The organism is Amycolatopsis sp. NPDC006131 (genome assembly GCF_040614175.1).
Lineage (GTDB): Bacteria > Actinomycetota > Actinomycetes > Mycobacteriales > Pseudonocardiaceae > Amycolatopsis_E > Amycolatopsis_E tucumanensis.
The window spans coordinates 14,297-32,412 of the sequence record NZ_JBEXTX010000048.1 but is presented as its reverse complement, the minus strand read 5'-3'; the positions used below and the strand labels follow the sequence as shown (position 1 = coordinate 32,412).

16 protein-coding genes are annotated in these 18,116 nt (G+C 73.2%); 6 read left to right on the top strand and 10 right to left on the bottom strand.

Features of this window, described 5'->3' with window-relative positions:
- Window positions 1-22: 22 nt before the first annotated feature.
- The 5 genes from ABZ215_RS23610 to ABZ215_RS23590 all read right to left on the bottom strand — a co-directional run bounded on the left by ABZ215_RS23610 (window position 23) and on the right by ABZ215_RS23590 (window position 4,267).
- Window positions 23-379 carry a hypothetical protein gene (locus tag ABZ215_RS23610; protein WP_354710726.1) on the bottom strand — a complete coding sequence of 119 codons (357 nt, stop codon included), beginning with the start codon at window positions 377-379 and terminating at the stop codon, window positions 23-25.
- 76 nt (window positions 380-455) lie between these two features.
- On the bottom strand, window positions 456-992 hold the full coding sequence (locus tag ABZ215_RS23605; RefSeq protein WP_354951606.1) for a sugar O-acetyltransferase: 537 nt from the start codon (window positions 990-992) through the stop codon (window positions 456-458).
- A 3-nt stretch (window positions 993-995) separates the two neighbouring features.
- Window positions 996-1,784, bottom strand: a complete 789-nt coding sequence (locus tag ABZ215_RS23600; RefSeq protein WP_354951604.1) for a cyclase family protein — start codon at window positions 1,782-1,784, stop codon at window positions 996-998.
- 3 nt (window positions 1,785-1,787) lie between these two features.
- Window positions 1,788-3,071 (bottom strand): MFS transporter, encoded by a 1,284-nt coding sequence (locus ABZ215_RS23595; RefSeq protein WP_354951602.1) that lies wholly within the window; start codon window positions 3,069-3,071, stop codon window positions 1,788-1,790.
- Window positions 3,068-4,267, bottom strand: a complete 1,200-nt coding sequence (locus ABZ215_RS23590; RefSeq protein WP_354951600.1) for a M20 family metallopeptidase — start codon at window positions 4,265-4,267, stop codon at window positions 3,068-3,070. The genes ABZ215_RS23595 and ABZ215_RS23590 overlap by 4 nt, the downstream gene beginning before the upstream one ends.
- Before the next feature lie 113 nt (window positions 4,268-4,380).
- On the opposite strand from ABZ215_RS23590, the gene ABZ215_RS23585 reads away from it, so the two are divergent.
- Complete coding sequence (locus ABZ215_RS23585) at window positions 4,381-5,388, top strand: Lrp/AsnC ligand binding domain-containing protein (RefSeq protein ID WP_354951597.1); 1,008 nt, start codon at window positions 4,381-4,383, stop codon at window positions 5,386-5,388.
- A 3-nt stretch (window positions 5,389-5,391) separates the two neighbouring features.
- Here the strand turns inward: ABZ215_RS23585 and ABZ215_RS23580 are convergent, their stop codons facing one another.
- Both ABZ215_RS23580 and sigJ read right to left on the bottom strand, forming a co-directional pair.
- Entirely contained in the window at window positions 5,392-5,736 is a 345-nt protein-coding gene (locus tag ABZ215_RS23580) for an MmcQ/YjbR family DNA-binding protein (protein ID WP_020422805.1), read from the bottom strand.
- A gap of 48 nt (window positions 5,737-5,784) precedes the next feature.
- Entirely contained in the window at window positions 5,785-6,666 is an 882-nt protein-coding gene (gene sigJ / locus ABZ215_RS23575; RefSeq protein ID WP_354951595.1) for an RNA polymerase sigma factor SigJ, read from the bottom strand.
- 122 nt (window positions 6,667-6,788) lie between these two features.
- Between sigJ and ABZ215_RS23570 the strand changes: the two genes are divergently transcribed.
- Window positions 6,789-7,772: a GlxA family transcriptional regulator gene (locus ABZ215_RS23570; protein WP_027936584.1), complete on the top strand. Its 984-nt coding sequence runs from the start codon at window positions 6,789-6,791 to the stop codon at window positions 7,770-7,772.
- A 66-nt stretch (window positions 7,773-7,838) separates the two neighbouring features.
- Entirely contained in the window at window positions 7,839-8,441 is a 603-nt protein-coding gene (locus ABZ215_RS23565; protein ID WP_354951593.1) for an isochorismatase family protein, read from the top strand.
- Window positions 8,442-8,786: 345 nt separating this feature from the next.
- Here the strand turns inward: ABZ215_RS23565 and glpK (ABZ215_RS23560) are convergent, their stop codons facing one another.
- Both glpK (ABZ215_RS23560) and ABZ215_RS23555 read right to left on the bottom strand, forming a co-directional pair.
- Window positions 8,787-10,658, bottom strand: coding sequence for a glycerol kinase GlpK (gene glpK / locus ABZ215_RS23560; protein ID WP_354951630.1), 1,872 nt, complete (start codon window positions 10,656-10,658; stop codon window positions 8,787-8,789).
- 30 nt (window positions 10,659-10,688) lie between these two features.
- The gene (locus ABZ215_RS23555; protein ID WP_354951590.1) at window positions 10,689-11,450 is read right to left on the bottom strand and encodes an IclR family transcriptional regulator; all 762 of its coding nucleotides are present in this window, start codon (window positions 11,448-11,450) and stop codon (window positions 10,689-10,691) included.
- A 156-nt stretch (window positions 11,451-11,606) separates the two neighbouring features.
- Here ABZ215_RS23555 and ABZ215_RS23550 point away from each other — a divergent pair, with 156 nt between their 5' ends.
- The 3 genes from ABZ215_RS23550 (at window position 11,607) to glpD (ending at window position 15,736) form a co-directional block, all read left to right on the top strand.
- On the top strand, window positions 11,607-12,422 hold the full coding sequence (locus ABZ215_RS23550) for an MIP/aquaporin family protein (RefSeq protein ID WP_020422810.1): 816 nt from the start codon (window positions 11,607-11,609) through the stop codon (window positions 12,420-12,422).
- A gap of 18 nt (window positions 12,423-12,440) precedes the next feature.
- On the top strand, window positions 12,441-13,952 hold the full coding sequence (glpK, locus tag ABZ215_RS23545) for a glycerol kinase GlpK (protein ID WP_020422811.1): 1,512 nt from the start codon (window positions 12,441-12,443) through the stop codon (window positions 13,950-13,952).
- A gap of 98 nt (window positions 13,953-14,050) precedes the next feature.
- A complete protein-coding gene (gene glpD / locus ABZ215_RS23540) occupies window positions 14,051-15,736 on the top strand; it encodes a glycerol-3-phosphate dehydrogenase (RefSeq protein ID WP_020422812.1) in 1,686 nt (561 codons plus the stop codon).
- A 34-nt stretch (window positions 15,737-15,770) separates the two neighbouring features.
- On the opposite strand, the gene ABZ215_RS23535 is transcribed toward glpD, so the two are convergent.
- Window positions 15,771-18,095: a galactose oxidase-like domain-containing protein gene (locus ABZ215_RS23535; protein WP_354951588.1), complete on the bottom strand. Its 2,325-nt coding sequence runs from the start codon at window positions 18,093-18,095 to the stop codon at window positions 15,771-15,773.
- Between the last annotated feature and the right edge of the window lie 21 nt (window positions 18,096-18,116).

The following is an 18,116-nucleotide window of genomic DNA, read 5'->3' as shown; positions in this document are numbered from 1 at the left end:
GGTCGACGTACCCGAAAGCTTCTCAGGCGGCGCGCCGCGCGCTGCGGGATGCCGCGGCGAGGCTCGCTTCGCAGGCGGTGATCAGTTGCGCGTCGGCGCGGGTGTGGCTTCCGCGGGCGCACTTGGGGCACCTCAGGGCGACCGTGCCGAGCACCTCGTCGACCGCCACCTCCAGCGCCCGTTTGCACGGGCGGCACCACCGGTGCCCGCTGACCTGGCTGACGTGCAGGTCGCTGTGGCAGCACTGGTGGATCCAGCGGCGGTGCACCGGGCAGGTGATCCGGTCCAGCGGGTCCAGGAACCCGCACTCCTCGGCGTGGTCCTCGGCGACGAGCGCGTCGTCCAGTGCGATCCGGGTCAGCAGCGTCGTGGTGGTCATCGCTCTCGTCCTTTCTCCTCGTCCTTACCGGTACGTCGAGCCACCACGCGCCGGATCGACAGGACGGGGAGGGAATTCAGAGTTTCTTCACCACGCGCGCCGGGTTGCCGACCGCCACCACGTCTGGCGGCAGGTCGCGCGTCACCACCGACCCCGCACCCACCACGGTGTTCTCGCCGATCGTCACGCCGGGGCACACGATCACGCCACCGCCGAGCCACACGTTGTCGTGCAGGGTGATCGGCTCCGCGGCCTCCCACTTCTCCCGCCGCAGCCGCGCGTCGAGCGGGTGGGTGGGGGTCAGCAGCTGCACGCCGGGGCCGATCTGGGCGTCCGCGCCGATCGTGATCGGGGCGACGTCCAGCAGCACCGCGCCGTAGTTGAGGAACGCGCGCGGCCCGATGCCGATGTGCGAGCCGTAGTCGACGTACAGCGGCGGCCGCACCTCGGCGTCCTCCCCCAGCGACCCCAGCAGCTGACGCAGCACCGCCGGGTCCCCGCCGTCGTTGAACCGCCGCTGCAGCTCCGCCGCCCGCCGCAGCGCGGCCTGCAGCTCCGGGTGGTCCGCGCGGTACAGCTCCCCCGCGAGCATCCGTTCCCTCTGACCGGTCACGCGTCACCACACTGCCAGCGGCCGCACGGGCGCGCCAGTGGCCCCGACGACCGGCAGCGGCGCGCACACGAACAGGAACTCCGCTGGTCCCGCCGCCGCCAGGTCCTCCAGGTTCATCACCTCGATGATGTTGATCCCGTTCTCCTGCAACAGGATCCGGTGCACCGGCAACCGCCCCAGCCCCGCCTCGGGGCTGATCTGCTCCAGCGCGATCGTGTCGCCGCCGACAGCGCGCAACCCGCGCTCGGCCAGCCACCGCGCGCCGCTCGCGTCCAGTCCCGGCACGCCACCCTCGCCGCCGAGATAATCCGCGGGCCGGGCCCACAGCTGCGCCCACCCGGTGCGGACGAGCGCGACGTCCCCCGCGCGCACTTCCAGGCCGGTCGCCGCGAGGTCCTCCGCCGTGACGGCCTCCCCGGGCCCGAGCCGCGGCACGCCCCGCAGCCGCGGGATGTCGAACAGCACCCCGCGGCACAGGATCGGCGGCACCGCCTCGATGCCGCCGACCCGGTAGCGTCCCCGCTCCAGCGCCTGCGCCACCGGCACCCCGCCGTGCAGGACACCGTCGGCCGCGACGTGGCTGACCGCGTCCATGTGGGTGCCGACATGCCCGCCCATGGTGATGAGCTCGTGCGACCCGGTCAGGCCGTCCTCGCGGACGACGTCACCGTGCCGCTGGGCGAGCGCGAACCGGAACGGCGGGTGCGTCGGCGAGGACGGCATGCCGTTCTCCAGCGGCTGCGAGAGATCGGCGATGCGGTGGCCGTCGGTCAGCGCGTCCAGCAGGGACATGGTTCAGCTCAGTTCCTTGGCTCGGGTCTCGGGCAGGGTGGCGATGGCGGCACTGGACACCAGCATCAGCAGGACGAGGTACCCGGTGAAGGCGGAGCGGCCGAACTCGGCGCCCACCCACGCCTGAAGATACGGCGCGGTCCCGCCGAAGGCCGCGACGGCGATCGAGTACGGCACGGCGAGCCCCAGCGCGCGGATCGCGGTCGGGAACATCTCCGCGTACACCGCGGGCAGGATCGACACCCCGGCGGAGATGAACACCGCCGCCAGGCTCATGCCCAGGAACAGCTGCCACGCGCTGGCACGCACGATGAACTGAACCGGGAACAGCAGCGCCGCGCACCCGAGGGTGGAGATCAGCAGCACTGGTTTCCGCCCGATCCGGTCGGACAGCATGCCCCAGAACGGCATGGTGACCATGAGGATCACCGCCGACCCGACCCCGGCCCACAGCGCGGCGGTCGACCCGATGTGCAGGGAGCTGATCGCGTACGCCGGGGCGGCGATCACCCACGAGTAGTAGACGACGGTGAACCCGATGGACAGCCCGATCACCTGCAGCGCCTGCCTGCGGTGCTCCAGGATCGCCGGCCACAGCCGGACCTTCTCCCGCCGCCGCGACGCGGTGAAGGTCTCGCTCTCGGTCAGGTTCCGTCGCATGTAGACGGCCACCAGCCCGAAGACGCCGCCGAGCAGGAACGGAATGCGCCAGCCGAAGGACTGCATCTGCTCCGGCGTCAGCACGACCGTGAGGACGAGCCCGAGCACGACGCCGACGGTGTTGCCGAAGACGCTGGCGATGTAGATCAGGCTGGACCAGCGCCCGCGCTGTGCCGCGGGCGCCATTTCGGACAGGTAGGTCTGCGCGGACGGCAGTTCCCCGCCGCACGCCAGGCCCTGCACCACGCGGGCGAGCAGCAGGATCAGCGACGCCCACGCGCCGACGGCGGCGTAGGTGGGGGCGATGCCGATGACGAAGCTGGCGCCCGCGATGGTCGCGACCGTGACCGTCATCGCGGTCCGCCGCCCGGCGCGGTCGGCGAACCAGCCGAACAGCAGCCCGCCCAGCGGCCGCGCGACGAACCCGACGGCGAACACGGCCAGGCTGGACAGCACCGCGGAGAACTGGTTGCCGCGGTCGAAGAACTGCGTGGCGAAGAACGGCACGAAGATCGCGTAGATGCCCCAGTCGTACCACTCGAGCGCGTGCCCGAGCCCGGTGCCGACGAGCGTGGTGGTGCGGCTCGTGGCCGGGGCCCGGGTGCCGCGCTGCGCGGTCTCGGTCATGGTCGGTCTCCTTCGGACGCGAGCCGGCGCCGTGCCAGCTCGGTGAACAGGGCCGCGCCGTCGGCGAGCACGGAGTCGTCGAACACGGCGTGGGGGCTGTGGTTGAACGCCGCCCGGCGCGGGTCGGCGCCGGCGGGCAGCGCGCCGAGGGCGAGGAAGCAGCCGGGCACCTCGGCGAGGACCCGGGAGAAGTCCTCGGCGCCGGCGATGGGGTGGGGCATGGTGGCGTAGCCGTCGTCGCCGAACGTCTCGCGCACCACGTCGCGGGCGAACGCGGTCTCGCCGTCGTCGTTGACCGTCGCGGGGCGGGCTTCCAGGTACTCGGCGTCGGCCTCGACGTCGTGGGCCTGTGCGATCCCCCGGACCAGCCGGACCGCGGCGTCCCGCACACGCTGCCCGGCGTCGCGGGAGAAGGTCCGGACGGTGGCCTCGAACCGGGCGGTCTCCGGGATGATGTTGCTGCGCGATCCCGCCCGCACCACCCCGACGGTGAGCACCACGGGGTCGAACACGTCGAACCGGCGGGTGACCATCGTCTGCAGCGCGGTGATCATCTCGGCGGCCACCGGCACCGGGTCGCGCGCCAGGTGCGGGGCCGAGCCGTGCCCGCCGCGGCCGCGCACGGTGACCGCGAACGACGCGGAGGCTGCCATCATCGGGCCGGGCCTGCTGGTGAAGCCGCGCTCGAACGTGGAGAACACGTGCAGCCCGTATGCGGCTTCCACACGCGGGCCTGCCGCGTCGAGCACGCCTTCGTCGATCATCGCCCGGGCGCCCTCCCAGCCCTCCTCCCCCGGTTGGAACATGAACACCACGTCCCCGTCCAGATGCTCGCGGCGGTCGGACAGCAGCCGGGCGGCGCCGGCGAGCATCGCGGTGTGCAGGTCGTGCCCGCAGGCGTGCATGGTCCCCTCGGCGCGGGAGGCGTAGTCCAGCCCGGTCGCCTCCTGCACGGGCAGCCCGTCCATGTCGGCGCGCAGCAGCACCGCCCGGCCGGAGCGGGCGCCCCGCAGCACGGCGGTGACCGCGGTGGAGCTGCGGCCGGTGGTGATCTCCAGCGGCAGGCCGTCCAGCGCCGCGAGCACGCGCTCCTGCGTGCGGGGCAGGTGCAGGCCGACCTCCGGCTCGCGGTGCAGGTCCCGCCGCAGCCGGACGAGGTCCTCCGCCATCGCCCTGGCGTCCGCCACCACCGACATCCGTTCTCGCCCTCCTCGTGGTCACGTTGTTCCCAGGAGTTTGCGCAGCGGCTACCCTGTGGCCGCCGAAATCGCATGATTCGCGCACCGTTTCCGGACTCAGGAAGGTTTTCGTGCATCCGGACCTGGACGAGCGGGACCTCGAGCTGCTCCACGGGCTGCAGATCGCGCCGCGGGTGACCTGGGCGGACGCGGCCAGGATCCTGGGCACGACCCCGGCGACGGTGGCGGCGCGCTGGGCCCGCCTGCGGGAGGCCGGGGTGGCGTGGGTGACGGCCCACCCCGGTGGCGACTACCGGCGGGTCGTCCTGGCGCTGGTCGAGGTGGACTGCCAGCCCGACGCGCGGGACGAGGTGCTGCGGGCGGTGTGCGCGGATCCGCGCGCGGTCACCGTCGAGGAGTCGACGCGCGGCCGCGACCTGCTGCTCACCGTGATCACCCCCGATCTGGCCGGGCTGACCACGTTCGTGCTCGACGACCTGCCGCGAATGCCCGGCGTGCAGCGGCAGCGCACGCACGTCGTCAGCGCCACCCACCGCGACGGCAGCTCGTGGCGGCTGGACGCGCTGAACCGGTCGCAGGAGCTGGCGTTCGAGGCCACGGCCCGGGCCACCCGCCCGGCGCCGGGCGTGACCGCGCCGCCGAACGCGGGCCCGTTGATCTCCGCGCTGGCCCACGACGGGCGGCGCACGGCCGCCGAGCTGGCGTCGCTGACCGGCCGCAACCCGGCGACCGTGCGGCGGCAGATGGCCCGGCTGCTCGCCTCGGGGCTGCTGTCGTTCCGGTGCGAGGTCGCCCAGTCGGTGTCGCGCTGGCCGATCAGCAGCACCTGGCTGGCCAGCGTCGCCCCGGCCGACCAGCAGCGCACCGTCGAGGCGATCACGACGCTGCCGGAACTGCGGATGTGCCTGTCCACCACCGGCGACAGCAACATCGCCTTCACCGTGTGGACCCGGTCGCTGGCCGACCTGCTGCGGCTGGAGCGCCTCATCGGGGAGAAGCTGCCGTGGCTCACCGTGCGCGACAACGGGATCAACCTGCGCACCCCCAAGCGGATGGGCTGGCTGCTCACCCCGGACGGGCGCGCGACCGGCGAGGTCGTGCCGCCGGTGACGTGGTGATCGCTACCGCGGCAACGGCTGCGCGGCGATGAGCTCCTCCGGCGCGGACAGCCGCCACGCCTCGTAGACCAGTTCGGCCAGCTCGTCGGCGTCGATGCCGGCCAGGTGGACCACCACCCAGCCGAACCCGCCCGCGGTGAACTGCTCCTCGAACACCTCCGGCCGCTCCGCGACCAGCGCCTGCTGCTCGATCAGGGTCTGCTTCAGCCCCACGGTCTCCGTGCGCGGCCAGTAGTAGCCGAACCGCTTGCCGCGCACGCTGTAGGACGTGTACTCGCTGCCCTTGCCGCGCTCGACCTCCGCCAGCGCGTCCACCATCTCGTGGAACTCCGCACTGCGCACGCTCATCGCACACCCCCGTCGTCCGGCCCTCAGCCTAGACAAACCGGGCAGGGGTCAGGAATCGGTCCAGGGCCGCAGTTTCTCCGGATTGCGCACCGCCCAGATGCGGGTCACGCGGTCGCCGTCGACCTCGAACGCCAGCACCGCCTCGGTGCGGCCGGCGTGCCGGACCACCAGGCCGGGCTGGCCGTTGACCGGGCGTTCCTCCAAGCCGAGACCGGGGGCCTGCTCGACGAGCGCGGCCATGTAGCGGGCGATCTCCTCCGCGCCTTCGATCGGGTGCGGCGCGGCGCTGACGAGACCGCCGCCGTCGGCGACCACCGTCGCGCCGGGGTCGAGCAGCCCGACCAGCGCCCGGATGTCCCGGTTTTCCCACGCCCGCTTGAAGTTCCGGACGACCTCCGCCCGCTGCTCGGCGGAGGCGGCGGGCACCCGCGCGTCGCGGACGCGGCGCCGCGCCGACGTGGCGAGCTGACGGCACGCCGCGGGTGTGCGGCCGACGATCTCGGCGACCTCGGCGAACGGGTAGCGGAAAACGTCGTGCAGCACGAACGCCACCCGCTCGGCCGGGGTCATCGCGTCGAGCACGACGAGGAAGGCCATGCTGACCGACTCGTCGAGCGTGACGCGGTCGGCCGGGTCGGCGGCGGACTCGCGGTCGGGCAGGGGCTCCGGGATCCACTCGCCGACGTACCGCTCGCGGCGGGCGCGGGCCGAGCCGAGCAGGTCGAGGCAGATCCGGCTGGCCACGGTCGTCAGCCAGGCGCCCGGGGACTCGATCGCCTCCTGCTGGGCGCGGGACAGGGAGTACCACCGGGCGTAGGTCTCCTGCACGACGTCCTCGGCGTCGGCGAGGGTGCCGAGCAGCCGGTACGCGAGGTTGATCAGCTGACGCCGCTCGCTGATGACGGCGCTCAGGCCCGGATCGGTGGTCATGGTGGCTCCCTCGGTCTCGTGCTCCCCCTCTTGACGAGACAGCGCCCCCGATTGTGAGGCGTGTCCGGATGTGACAGAACACCGTCATTGCCGCCATGGCCGCCGCCGGTCACGATGGGTGCATGGCAACCACCCGCCGTGTCGTGATCGCGGTCTTCCCCGACGTCGACCTCCTCGACGTCACCGGCCCGGCCGAGGTGTTCACGCTGGCCAACCGGACGACCCGGGGCGCGGCCGGCTACGCCGTCCAGCTCGCCGGACCGGACGGCGGCGTCGTCACGACGTCGGCGGGGGTGCGGCTGGTGACCGATCTCGCGTTCGCCGAGGTGGACGGCGCGCTGGACACTCTCCTGGTGCCCGGCGCGGTCGACCTGCGCCCGGACGGGCCGGTCGCCCGGATCGACCAGGACGTGGTGACCTGGGTGAAGGCGACCGCGCCGCAGGCCCGCCGCGTCGCCTCGGTGTGCGTGGGAGCGCACGTGCTGGCCGCGGCCGGGCTGCTGGACGGCAAGACCGCCACCACCCACTGGTCGACCGCCGCGCAGCTGGCCGCCGACCACCCGGCGGTGCGGGTGGACCCCGACCCGATCTTCGTACGCTGCGGGGACGTGTGGACCGGCGCCGGGATCAGCGCCTGCATGGACCTCGCGCTGGCGCTGGTGGCCGAGGACCTGGGCGAGGAGGTCGCCCTGGACGTGGCGCGGCAGCTGGTCATGTACCTCAAGCGCCAGGGCGGGCAGAGCCAGTTTTCGGTCCCGCTGAGCTCGCCGCCCGCCGCGCGCCGGGACATCGACGAGCTGCGGATGTTCATCGCCGACCACCTCGGCGGCGACCTGTCCACCGCGGCGCTGGCGGCCCGGATGTGCCTGAGCGAGCGGCACTTCGCCCGCGTCTTCCGGCAGGAGACCGGCCGCACGCCGGCCGCCTACGTCGAGGCCGCCCGGGTCGAGGCCGCGCGCCGCCTGCTGGAGAGCACCGACGAGCCGCTGGACCGGATCGCCGCGGCATGCGGGCTCGGCTCGGTGGAGACGCTGCACCGGGCGATGCGCAAGCAGATCGGCACCACGCCGGCCGCCTACCGGCGCCGGTTCCGCACCACCGTCTGACTTTCCTGTTTCGGGCGCGGCAATCCCGCCGCGCCTGCCGTTTCCCTGCCCAGAAGGAGTTCCGTCATGCCCGTTTCCCCGACCCTGCGGGAGGTACTCGGCCTCGGCGCCGAGCTGCCCCGGCTCGCCGACACCACCGTCGTGCTGATCGACTTCCAGAACACCTACCGCACCGGGGTGATGACCCTCGAGGGCGCGGAGCCCGCCCTCGCCGCGGGGGCCCGCCTCCTCGCCGCGGCCCGCACGGCCGGCGCGCCGGTGGTGCACGTGCTCAACGACGGCGGGCCGGGCAGCCCGTACGACATCCGGGCCGAGATCGGCGCGACCAGCCCCGAGGTGTCGCCCGCCGACGGTGAGCCCGTGGTGGTCAAGCGCTTCCCGGACGCCTTCCACGAGACCGAGCTGGAGAAGGTGCTGCGCGAGCTGGGTTCCGGCACGGACCTGGTGCTGGCCGGTTTCATGACCCACATGTGCGTCACGTTCACCGCCCAGGGCGCCTTCAACCGCGGCTACCGCCCGACGATCGTCGCCGAGGCCACCGCGACCCGGGCCCTGCCCGCCCCGGACGGCACCGCGGTGGCGGCGGGCACGCTGCAGACCGCGGCCCTGACCACGATCGGCGACCTGTTCGGCACGATCGCGCCGACGGTGGCGGACCTGACGCGCTGACCGCTCCGGCGCGGCGGCCGGAACGCCCTTGGTCGCGTTCCCGACGGGCTGGGCACGGACACTGTCGGTGCCCGACGGCCAAGGCGACCGCGGGCAACCGAACCGGCAGTGGATCGCCACCGTCGTGGTCGCGCTGCGGCGTGTCGCCGGCGCCCTTCTCGGGGCTGGATCGGAGCGAACGCCACGCTCCGATCCAGCTCCGCCACACTGACTGAACAGCGCACCCACAACGTCGCCCGTGCCCGACAGGTAGCCCTGACGGTAGGCGGCCGACAGTGCGAAACGTGAGACCGTGCAGTGCGGTCACACCCTCGTCCGCAGCCGTCGCCGCGGATCGCCGGGTGCTCAGCGCAGCCGACGCGCGCGTTCCGCCGCGAACGCCCGGCCCAGCCCGATCCGCTCCGCCGGGGAGACCGTCCGCCGCAGCTCGTTGAGCAGGCCGCGCTCGACGGCGCGGATGTGCTCGGCCACGATGCTTTCCAGGCGCAGCAACGCTTTCTCCCCCTCCGGGCCGGGGTCCAGCGCGGCCCGCGCGTCCGCCGCGAAGTCCGGCACGACGGCGCGCAGGACGCGCGAAGCCGCCGTGGCGTGGGCGGTCAGCAGCGACACCAGCTCACCCGCCAGCGCGGCCCGGTCGGCCTCGTCGTTGCGCAGTTCGCGGAACAGCTCCTCCATCCGCCGGTGGTCGGCCTGCACCAGCTCCGTCACGTCGGTGCCGGGCGTCGCCGCCGGGGACGGGCGCGTCCAGCCGAACGTCAGCTCCACCGCCTGCCGCCAGTGCGCGTACTCCCGCTCGCGGCGGGACGGGTCCATCTCCGGCAGCCACTGGCCCGCCCGGTGCCAGTTGCGCCGCAGCCCCTCCAGGTCCGGCCAGTACCCCACCGACAAACCCGCCGCGTAGGCCGCGCCCAGCGACACCGTCTCCGCCACCATCGGGCGCACCACCGGCACGTCCAGGACGTCCGCGACGAACTGCATCAGCAGGTTGTCCGCGGTCATCCCGCCGTCGACGCGCAGCGTGGACAACGCGATCCCGGAGTCGGCGTTCATCGCCTCGACCACCTCACGCGTCTGCCAGCCGGTGGCCTCCAGCACCGCCCGCGCCAGGTGCCCCTTGGTGATGTACGAGGTCAGCCCGGCGATCACCCCGCGCGCCTCGCTGTGCCAGTGCGGCGCGAACAACCCGGAGAACGCCGGCACGATGTAGCAGCCGCCGTTGTCCTCGACGGTGCGCGCCAGCGTCTCGATCTCCGGCGCGCTGCCGATCAGGCCGAGCCCGTCGCGGAACCACTGGACCAGCGACCCGGTGACGGCGATCGAGCCTTCCAGCGCGTACACCGCGGGCTCGTCGCCTATGCGGAAGCCGACCGTGGTGAGCATGCCGTGCGTGGACAGCACCGGGGTCGTCCCGGTGTTGAGCAGCAGGAAACTGCCGGTGCCGTAGGTGCACTTCGCCTCGCCCGGCGCGAAGCAGGTCTGGCCGAACAACGCGGCCTGCTGGTCACCCAGCGCGGCGGCGATCCGGATCCCCGGCACCACCCGCGACGTCGTGCCGTACACCTCGGTGGACGAGCGGATCTCCGGCAGCATCGCCCGCGGCACGTCGAAGAACTCCAGCAGCTCGTCGTCCCAGGACAACGTGCGCAGGTTCATCAGCATCGTGCGCGAGGCGTTGGTGACGTCGGTGACGTGCACCCCGCCGTCCGGCCCGCCGGTGAGGTTCCAGATCAGCCAGCTCTCGATCGTGCCGAACAGCACGTCCCCGCGCTCGGCCCGCTCACGCAGGCCCGGCGTGTGCTCCAGCTGCCAGCGGATGCGCGGCGCCGAGAAGTACGTCGCCAGCGGCAGCCCGCACAGGCGCCGGACGCGGTCCGCGCCCGGTTCCCGCGCCAGCGCCTCGACCATGGCGTCGGTGCGGGTGTCCTGCCACACGATCGCGCGCCCGACGGGGGCTCCGGTGTGCCGGTCCCACAGCACGGTCGTTTCGCGCTGGTTGGCGATCCCGAGCGCGGCGACCTGCTCCGCGCCGATACCGGCGTCGGCCAGCGCCTGCGGCACGATCCGGCCGAGGTTGCGCCAGATCTCGGTAGCGTCGTGCTCGACCCAGCCCGGACGCGGGAAGTGCTGCTGGTGCTCGCGCTGCGCCACGGACACCAGCCGCCCGCGGGCGTCGAACAGGATGCACCGGGTGGACGTGGTGCCCTGGTCGACCGCCATCACGTAGTGCTGCACCGGATCACCTCCTCCTCACCGGGACGCGACGAGGTCGCGCGAAACCGCCCTGGCCGCGTCGCGGACCTGCTCCAGCAGCCGCGGTTTCGGGTGCCCGCTCGGCTCGCAGATCCGGTCCTCGGCGCCGGACACGCCGATCGCGCCGACCACGATGCCACCGTGCCCGCGGATGGGCGCGGCGATCCCGGCCTCGCCCGGCACCATCTCACCGCGCTCGGCCGCCCACCCGGCCCGGCGCACCTCGGCCAGCGCGCGGGCGACCGCGGACGGCGGGAGGGTCCGGCGGGTGTAGGCCTCCGGCCCGGCCGCGTGCCAGGACGCCAGCAGCGCGGCGTCGTAGGCGAGCAGCACCTTGCCCAGCGCGGTGGCGTGCAGCGGCAGCATCGCGCCGACGTCCAGGGTCTGCGGGCTGTCGTCCGGGCGGAACACGTGGTGCACCACCAGCACCCGGCCCTCCAGCGGCGCGCCGATCCGCACCGCCTCGCCGCTGCGGGCGGCCAGCGCGTCGGCCCAGTTGATCGCCCGCGACCGCAGCTCGTTCACGTCGAGGTGGCTGCTGCCCAGGTGCAGCAGGGCGGCGCCGAGCTGGTACTTGCCGGTGTCGCGGTCCTGCTCGACGAACCCGACGCCGGCCAGGGTGCGCAGGATGCCGTGCGCGGTGCCCTTGGCCAGCTCGAGCGACTCGGCGATCTCCACGACGCCGAGGCGCCCGGAACCACGCGCCAGCAGCCGGAGGATCGCGGCGGCGCGCTCGATGGACTGGATGGGACCCGGCACAGCGGGGACCCTAACCCGCCCGCACCGGGTTCGACAATGTCGAACCGCACTTCCGAGTGTTCGACAATGCCGACCACCGCGCGTTGCCGCGGTCTCACCGCCGGTCATAGCTTCGGCGTCACCAATGGGGGGAACCGGTCCTTTGTGGAGGAAGCAATGACGCGAAGCCTCAAGGCCCGCGGACTCGCCGGCGAACTCGCCGCCGAGTTCGTGGGGACGATGATCCTCATCCTGTTCGGATGCGGGGTGGTGGCCCAGGTGTCGGCCGCCGGCATCGGGGACCACGACAGCATCGCCTGGGCCTGGGGCATCGGCGTCACGCTGGGCGTCTACGTCGCCTCGCGGATCAGCGGCGCCCACCTCAACCCCGCGATCACCGTCGCGCTCGCCGTGTTCCAGGGCTTCTCCTGGCGCAAGGTCGCACCCTACGCGCTGGCCCAGACCGCGGGTGCGTTCGTCGCCGCGCTGCTGGTGCGCTGGAACTACACCGAGGTCCTGAACGCCGTCGACCCGGGCCTGACCATCAAGACCCAGGGCGTGTTCTCCACCCTGCCGGGCAACGGCACACTCCCGGTCGGCGACTGGGGCGCCTTCCGCGACCAGGTGATCGGCACCGCGATCCTGGCGCTGGTCATCTTCGCCATCACCGACCTGCGCAACACCGCGCCCGCGGCCAACCTCGGCCCGGTCGTCGTCGGCTTCCTGGTCGTCGCGATCGGCATGGCCTGGGGCACCAACGCCGGCTACGCCATCAACCCGGCCCGCGACTTCGGCCCGCGCCTGGCGTCCTGGCTGACCGGCTACGACACCGCGTGGAGCGACCAGTACGGCAACCCGTACTGGTGGGTCCCGATCGTCGCGCCGATCGTCGGCGCGGTCATCGGCGGCGCGATCTACAAGTACTTCATCAGCCGCCACCTGCCCCGCACCGAGGACATCGGGCCCGCCAAGGCCCTCGAGCCCACCGCCTGAGTTCACGAAGGAGTGACCATGCCCGATTTCGTCGGTGCCGTCGACCAGGGCACCACCAGCACCCGGTTCATGATCTTCGACCACGGCGGCAACGAGATCGCCCGCCACCAGCTGGAGCACGAGCAGATCCTGCCCCGCCCTGGCTGGGTCGAGCACAACCCCACCGAGATCTGGGAGCGCACCCGCGCGGTGATCGCGAGCGCGCTGACCAAGGCCAACCTGACGGTCGCCGACCTGGCCGCGCTCGGCATCACCAACCAGCGCGAGACCACCGTGGTGTGGAACCGGCGCACCGGCCGCCCCTACACCAACGCCATCGTCTGGCAGGACACCCGCACCGACCGCATCGCCTCCGCGCTGGAGCGCGGCGGCCAGGGCGAGGTGATCCGCCGCAAGGCCGGCCTGCCACCCGCCACGTACTTCTCCGGCGGCAAGCTGCAGTGGATCCTGGAGAACGTCGACGGGGTCCGGGCCGACGCGGAGAACGGCGACGCCCTGTTCGGCACCACCGACAGCTGGCTGATCTGGAACCTCACCGGCGGGGTGGACGGCGGCGTGCACGTCACCGACGTCACCAACGCCTCCCGCACCATGCTGATGGACCTGGAGAAGCTGGACTGGGACGACGAGCTGCTGTCGTTCTTCGGCATCCCGCGGCGGATGCTGCCGGAGATCAAGCCGTCGTCCGGCCACTTCGGCACCACCCGCGCTGACGGCCCCCTGGGCGGCGAGATCGCGATCACCGGCGTGCTGGGCGACCAGCAGGCGGCCACCGTCGGCCAGGTGTGCTTCCGGCCCGGCGAGGCCAAGAACACCTACGGCACCGGCAACTTCCTGCTGCTCAACACCGGCCACGAGCTGGTGCGGTCGAAGCACGGGCTGCTCACCACGCTGTGCTACCAGTTCGGCGACGACAAGCCGGTGTACGCGCTGGAAGGCTCCATCGCGGTCACCGGGTCGGCCGTGCAGTGGCTGCGCGACCAGCTCGGCATCATCAGCGGCGCCTCGCAGAGCGAGACGCTGGCCCGGCAGGTCGAGGACAACGGCGGGATCTACTTCGTCCCGGCGTTCTCCGGGCTGTTCGCGCCGTACTGGCGGTCCGACGCCCGCGGCGCGATCGTCGGCCTGACCCGCGCCACCACCAACGCCCACCTGGCGCGCGCCACCCTGGAATCGATCTGCTACCAGACGCGCGACGTCGTGGAGGCCATGCAGAACGACTCCGGCGTCACGCTCGACGTGCTGCGCGTCGACGGCGGCGTCACCGCGAACGAGCTGTGCATGCAGCTGCAGGCGGACATCCTCGGCGTGCCGGTGTCCCGGCCGGTCGTCGCCGAGACCACCGCGCTCGGGGCCGCCTACGCGGCCGGGCTGGCCGCCGGGTTCTGGCAGTCGACCGACGAGCTGGAACAGAACTGGAACGAGGACCGGCGCTGGGAGCCGTCGTGGAACGACGCCCAGCGCGCCGAGGGGTACGCCGGCTGGCAGAAGGCCGTCGGCCGCACCCTCGACTGGGTCGACGTCGAGTGAATCCCGTGCCGGAGCGGCCTGCGTGGCGGCGCCCGCCCAAGGCGCCGCCACACGCGGCTCGCCGCTCCGGCACCACGCTTGGAAAAGAGGAGAGAGCCGTGTCCCAACCCCTGTCCCCCGCCTACCGCGGCGACGCGCTGCGGCGGCTGGCGAACGAAGAGTTCGACGTGCTCGTCGTCGGTGGCGGCGTGACCGGCGCGGGCGCCGCGCTGGACGCGGCCTCACGCGGGCTGTCGGTCGCCCTGGTCGAGGCCCGCGACCTGGCCGCGGGCACATCCAGCCGGTCGAGCAAGCTGATCCACGGCGGGCTGCGTTACCTGGAGCAGCTGGACTTCAAGCTGGTGCGGGAAGCGCTGCGGGAACGCGGGCTGCTGCTGCGCACCCTCGCGCCGCACCTGGTGCGGCCGGTGAAGTTCCTGGTCCCGCTCCAGCACCGGGTCTGGGAGCGCGGGTACATCGGAGCCGGGGTGACGTTGTACGACACGCTCGGCGGGGCGCGGGCGCTGCCGCGGCACCGGCACCTGAGCCGGCGGCGCGCGTTCGAGGTGGCGCCCGGCCTGGCCGACGACGCGCTGATCGGCGCGATCCAGTACTACGACGCGCAGGTCGACGACGCCCGGCACACCATGATGATCGCGCGCACGGCCGCCGACCAGGGCGCGGCGGTGGTCACCAGGACGCGCGTGACCTCGCTGGTCCGCGAGGGCGAGCGGGTCGTGGGCGCGCGGGTCACCGACCGGGAGAGCGGCGCGGAGATCACCGTGCGGGCGCGCGTGGTGATCGCCGCGACCGGGGTGTGGAGCGACGACATCGCCGAGGCCGCCGGCATCGAGAAGCCGTTCACGGTGCGCGCGTCGAAGGGCATCCACCTGGTGGTGCCGCGGGAGAAGATCGACCTGGACACCGGGCTGATCCTGCGCACCGAGAAGAGCGTGTTGTTCGTGATCCCGTGGGGCCCGCACTGGATCGTCGGCACCACGGACACCGAGTGGGACCTGGACCGCGAGCACCCGGCGGCCAGCCGCGCGGACGTGGACTACGTGCTCGACCACGTGAACGCGGTGCTGCGCAAGCCGTTGACGCACGACGACATCGAGGGCGTGTACGCCGGGCTGCGGCCGCTGCTGGCGGCGAAGGCGACCGCGACCACGAAGCTGTCGCGGGAGCACGCGGTGGCGCACCCGGTGCCGGGGCTGGTGGTCGTGGCCGGCGGGAAGTACACCACGTATCGGGTGATGGCCGCCGACGCCGTCGACGCGGCGATGTCCGATGTGGACCGTCCGGCGCCGCCGTCGTGGACGGACAAGCTGCCGATCGTGGGCGCGCGCGGGTACGCGGAGGTCTGGGAGGGCCGGTACGCGCTCGCGCGGCGGGCGGGTCTGCCGGTGGCGCGGATCGAGCACCTGCTGGGCCGGTACGGCACGGCGGTCGAGGAGGTCCTCGCGCTGGTCGCTGAGCGGCCGGAGCTGGGCGAGGAGATCCCCGGCGCGCCGGACTACCTGAAGGCCGAGGCGGTGTACGCGGTGACGCACGAAGGCGCGCTGCACCTGGAGGACGTGCTCACGCGGCGGACGCGGATCTCGATCGAGCAGCGGGACCGCGGACTGGCGGCGGCCCCGGCGGTGGCCGACCTGATCGCCCCGGAGCTGGGCTGGACCGCCGACCGGCGCGACCGCGAGGTGGCGCACTACCGGGCGCGCGTCGAGGCGGAACGCACCGCGCAGGAAGCGCCCGACGACGCGACGGCGAACGAACGCCGCCTGGCGGTGCCGGCACTGGGCTGAGACCCGCCCCGGGTGATCTCCGTGAGGGGTGGGATCACCCGGGGCTCAGCCGCACCCACACCGCGGGTGACGGAACACCCGCGTGGTTCACCACCGTCAGCAGGTACCAGCCCGGCGGCGCCAGTTCCGGCGAGCCGGGCAGCCGCATCCGGAGCCGGTCCGTCCCGGCCACGGTCACGGGCAGGTCCACCAGTCGCTGTTCCAGCTCACTGGAGTGGGTCGTGGCGCCGGGGCGGATCAGCGACGCGCTCGCGATGTCCGCCGCGTCCGGCACGTCCGCCTCCAGCGTCCCGCCGTAGTGCACCTCGGGCGTGGTCACCACGACCAGCGGGCGCGGGCCGGCGAACAGGTACGGCGGCCAGAACACCTCGATGCGCATCTCCTCGGTCTTGCGCGCCGGGTTGGAGCCCGCGGTCACGACCTTGCCGTCCGGCACCAGCAGCGCCACCGAGTGGTACAGCCGCGGCACCCGGCTCGCCGCGGCCATCGTCCACGTCCCGCTCACCGGGTCGAAGATCTCGGCCTCCAGCGCCGCCGCGGCCGCGTGCTCCTCCATCATCGAACCGCCGTTGACCAGCACGGTCCGGTCCGGCAGCAGCGTCGCGCACAGGTGCATCCGCGCCATGTGCAGGTCCGCCGCGGGCGTGTAGCGGGGCGCGGAGGCGGACAGGTCCGCGATGGCGGCCGAGGCGGTCGCGCCCGAGTGGTCGTGCATGTCCCACGGCCCGCCGCCGATGATCATCACCCGCTGGTCCTGCGCGGGCGGCAGCAGCACACTCGCGGACTGGTTGCGTAGCCCCGCGTCGGGCAGGCCCGGGACGTCGGTCACCGCGTTTGAAGCGAGGTCCCACACGCCAGGCCGCACCCCGTTGTTGCTGCCGTACTGGCCGCCGCTGTAGAACACGCGGCCGTCGGCGAGCAGGAACAGGTGCCCGTACATGGGCCAGTGCGCCGACCCGGGCCGGGTGGTCCAGCCCGCGCCTTCGGTGTAGACCTCGGGGACGGTGTTGAGCATGCCGGTCTCGTCGAGCCCGGCGACGGCGAGGACCCGCCCGTCCCCCAGCGCGAGCAGCGACGGGTACCACCGGCCGCCCGCCATGTCCGGTTGCGCCGTCCAGGTCAGGGTGTCGGGGTCGAACGCGACCGACTGCCGCAGGCCGAGGAACGGGTCGTACTGCCCGGTGCCGCCGGCGGCGAGGAGCCGTCCGTCGGGCAGGAACGCGTGGCCGACGCAGAACAGGTCGACCGGCGTGTGCGGCTGCTCGACCTCCTCGCCGGGGTAGTGCCAGATCGTGGTGCCGTAGAGGTGCGCGTGGTGCCGGTCGGGGTCGTTGCTCGACCCGGCGAAGAACAGCACGTCCCCGGTGCGCAGCAGCGCGGCGTGCACGGCGAGCGTGCCGGAGTCGCGTTCCAGCAGGCGCCACACCCCCATTTCGGGCGCCATGTGCAGGTCGGTGAGCGGGTGCAGCAACCGGTGCAGCGCGGCGTTCTGCCCGGCCGGGTCGTCCACGGCCAGCACGACGAAGTGCGGTTCGCCGCCGAACCCGGCGACGGCGAGGCCGCAGCCCTGGTTCTCCCAGAACCCCCAGTCCGGCACGGGGATCCACGGTCCCCAGCCGTCCGCGGGCCGCACGTCGTCGTCGAGCCGCCAGCCGATCGTGCACAGCGCGCGGTTCTGGCCTGCCGGGTTGTCGACGGTCAGGACGATCAGCTCGTCGTTGCCGTCCCCGTCGAGGTCGGCGACCGCGACGGCCGCGCCCTGGTTGTCCCAGAACCCCCAGTCGGGCACGGCTCGCCACGGTCGCCAGTCCGTCACCACGCCGTCCGGGTTCAGGGTGCCGCTGCGGTAGAAGCCGGCGTTGGCGCCCTCGGGCGCGTCGACCATGAGCACGACGAGCTGCGGGCCGGCGGCGGTGCGGGCGACGGTGATGTCCCCGCCCGCGTTGAGCCAGGCGAACCAGTCCGGCACCGGCTGCCAGGGCGTCCAGCCGCCGGTGACCGCGCCGGTGTCCCGGTCGAGCGACCAGCCGACGCGGTAGAACGCCTGGTTCGGACCGTCCGGCGCGTCGACCAGGTAGACGATCAGGTCGGGTTCACCGTCGCCGTTCACGTCGGCCACGGCGACCCCGGCGGCGTCGTTCTCCCAGGAGAACCAGTCGGGCACCGGCTGCCAGGCGGTCCACCCGCCGGTCAGGGCGCCGGTGTCGTCGAGCCCCCGCCCGAGGCGGTAGAAGGCGGCGTTCTGGCCGGGCGGGTTGTCGACCATCAGGAGCACGAGGTCCCCGCCCGCGGTGGCGATCGACGCGCCGCTGTTCTCCCAGGAAAACCAGTCCGGCACGGCGGTGAAATCGGTCTGCACCGGCCCGATCCCACCCGGTCC

Coding starts and splice junctions, on each gene's coding strand:
- ABZ215_RS23610 (WP_354710726.1), bottom strand. CDS start 379: ATGACCACCACGACGCTGCTGACCCGGATCGCACTGGACGACGCGCTC.
- ABZ215_RS23600 (WP_354951604.1), bottom strand. CDS start 1,784: ATGTCCCTGCTGGACGCGCTGACCGACGGCCACCGCATCGCCGATCTC.
- ABZ215_RS23595 (WP_354951602.1), bottom strand. CDS start 3,071: ATGACCGAGACCGCGCAGCGCGGCACCCGGGCCCCGGCCACGAGCCGC.
- ABZ215_RS23590 (WP_354951600.1), bottom strand. CDS start 4,267: ATGTCGGTGGTGGCGGACGCCAGGGCGATGGCGGAGGACCTCGTCCGG.
- ABZ215_RS23580 (WP_020422805.1), bottom strand. CDS start 5,736: ATGAGCGTGCGCAGTGCGGAGTTCCACGAGATGGTGGACGCGCTGGCG.
- sigJ (WP_354951595.1), bottom strand. CDS start 6,666: ATGACCACCGATCCGGGCCTGAGCGCCGTCATCAGCGAGCGGCGTCAG.
- ABZ215_RS23570 (WP_027936584.1), top strand. CDS start 6,789: ATGGCAACCACCCGCCGTGTCGTGATCGCGGTCTTCCCCGACGTCGAC.
- ABZ215_RS23565 (WP_354951593.1), top strand. CDS start 7,839: ATGCCCGTTTCCCCGACCCTGCGGGAGGTACTCGGCCTCGGCGCCGAG.
- glpK (WP_354951630.1), bottom strand. CDS start 10,658: ATGGCGGTCGACCAGGGCACCACGTCCACCCGGTGCATCCTGTTCGAC.
- ABZ215_RS23550 (WP_020422810.1), top strand. CDS start 11,607: ATGACGCGAAGCCTCAAGGCCCGCGGACTCGCCGGCGAACTCGCCGCC.
- glpK (WP_020422811.1), top strand. CDS start 12,441: ATGCCCGATTTCGTCGGTGCCGTCGACCAGGGCACCACCAGCACCCGG.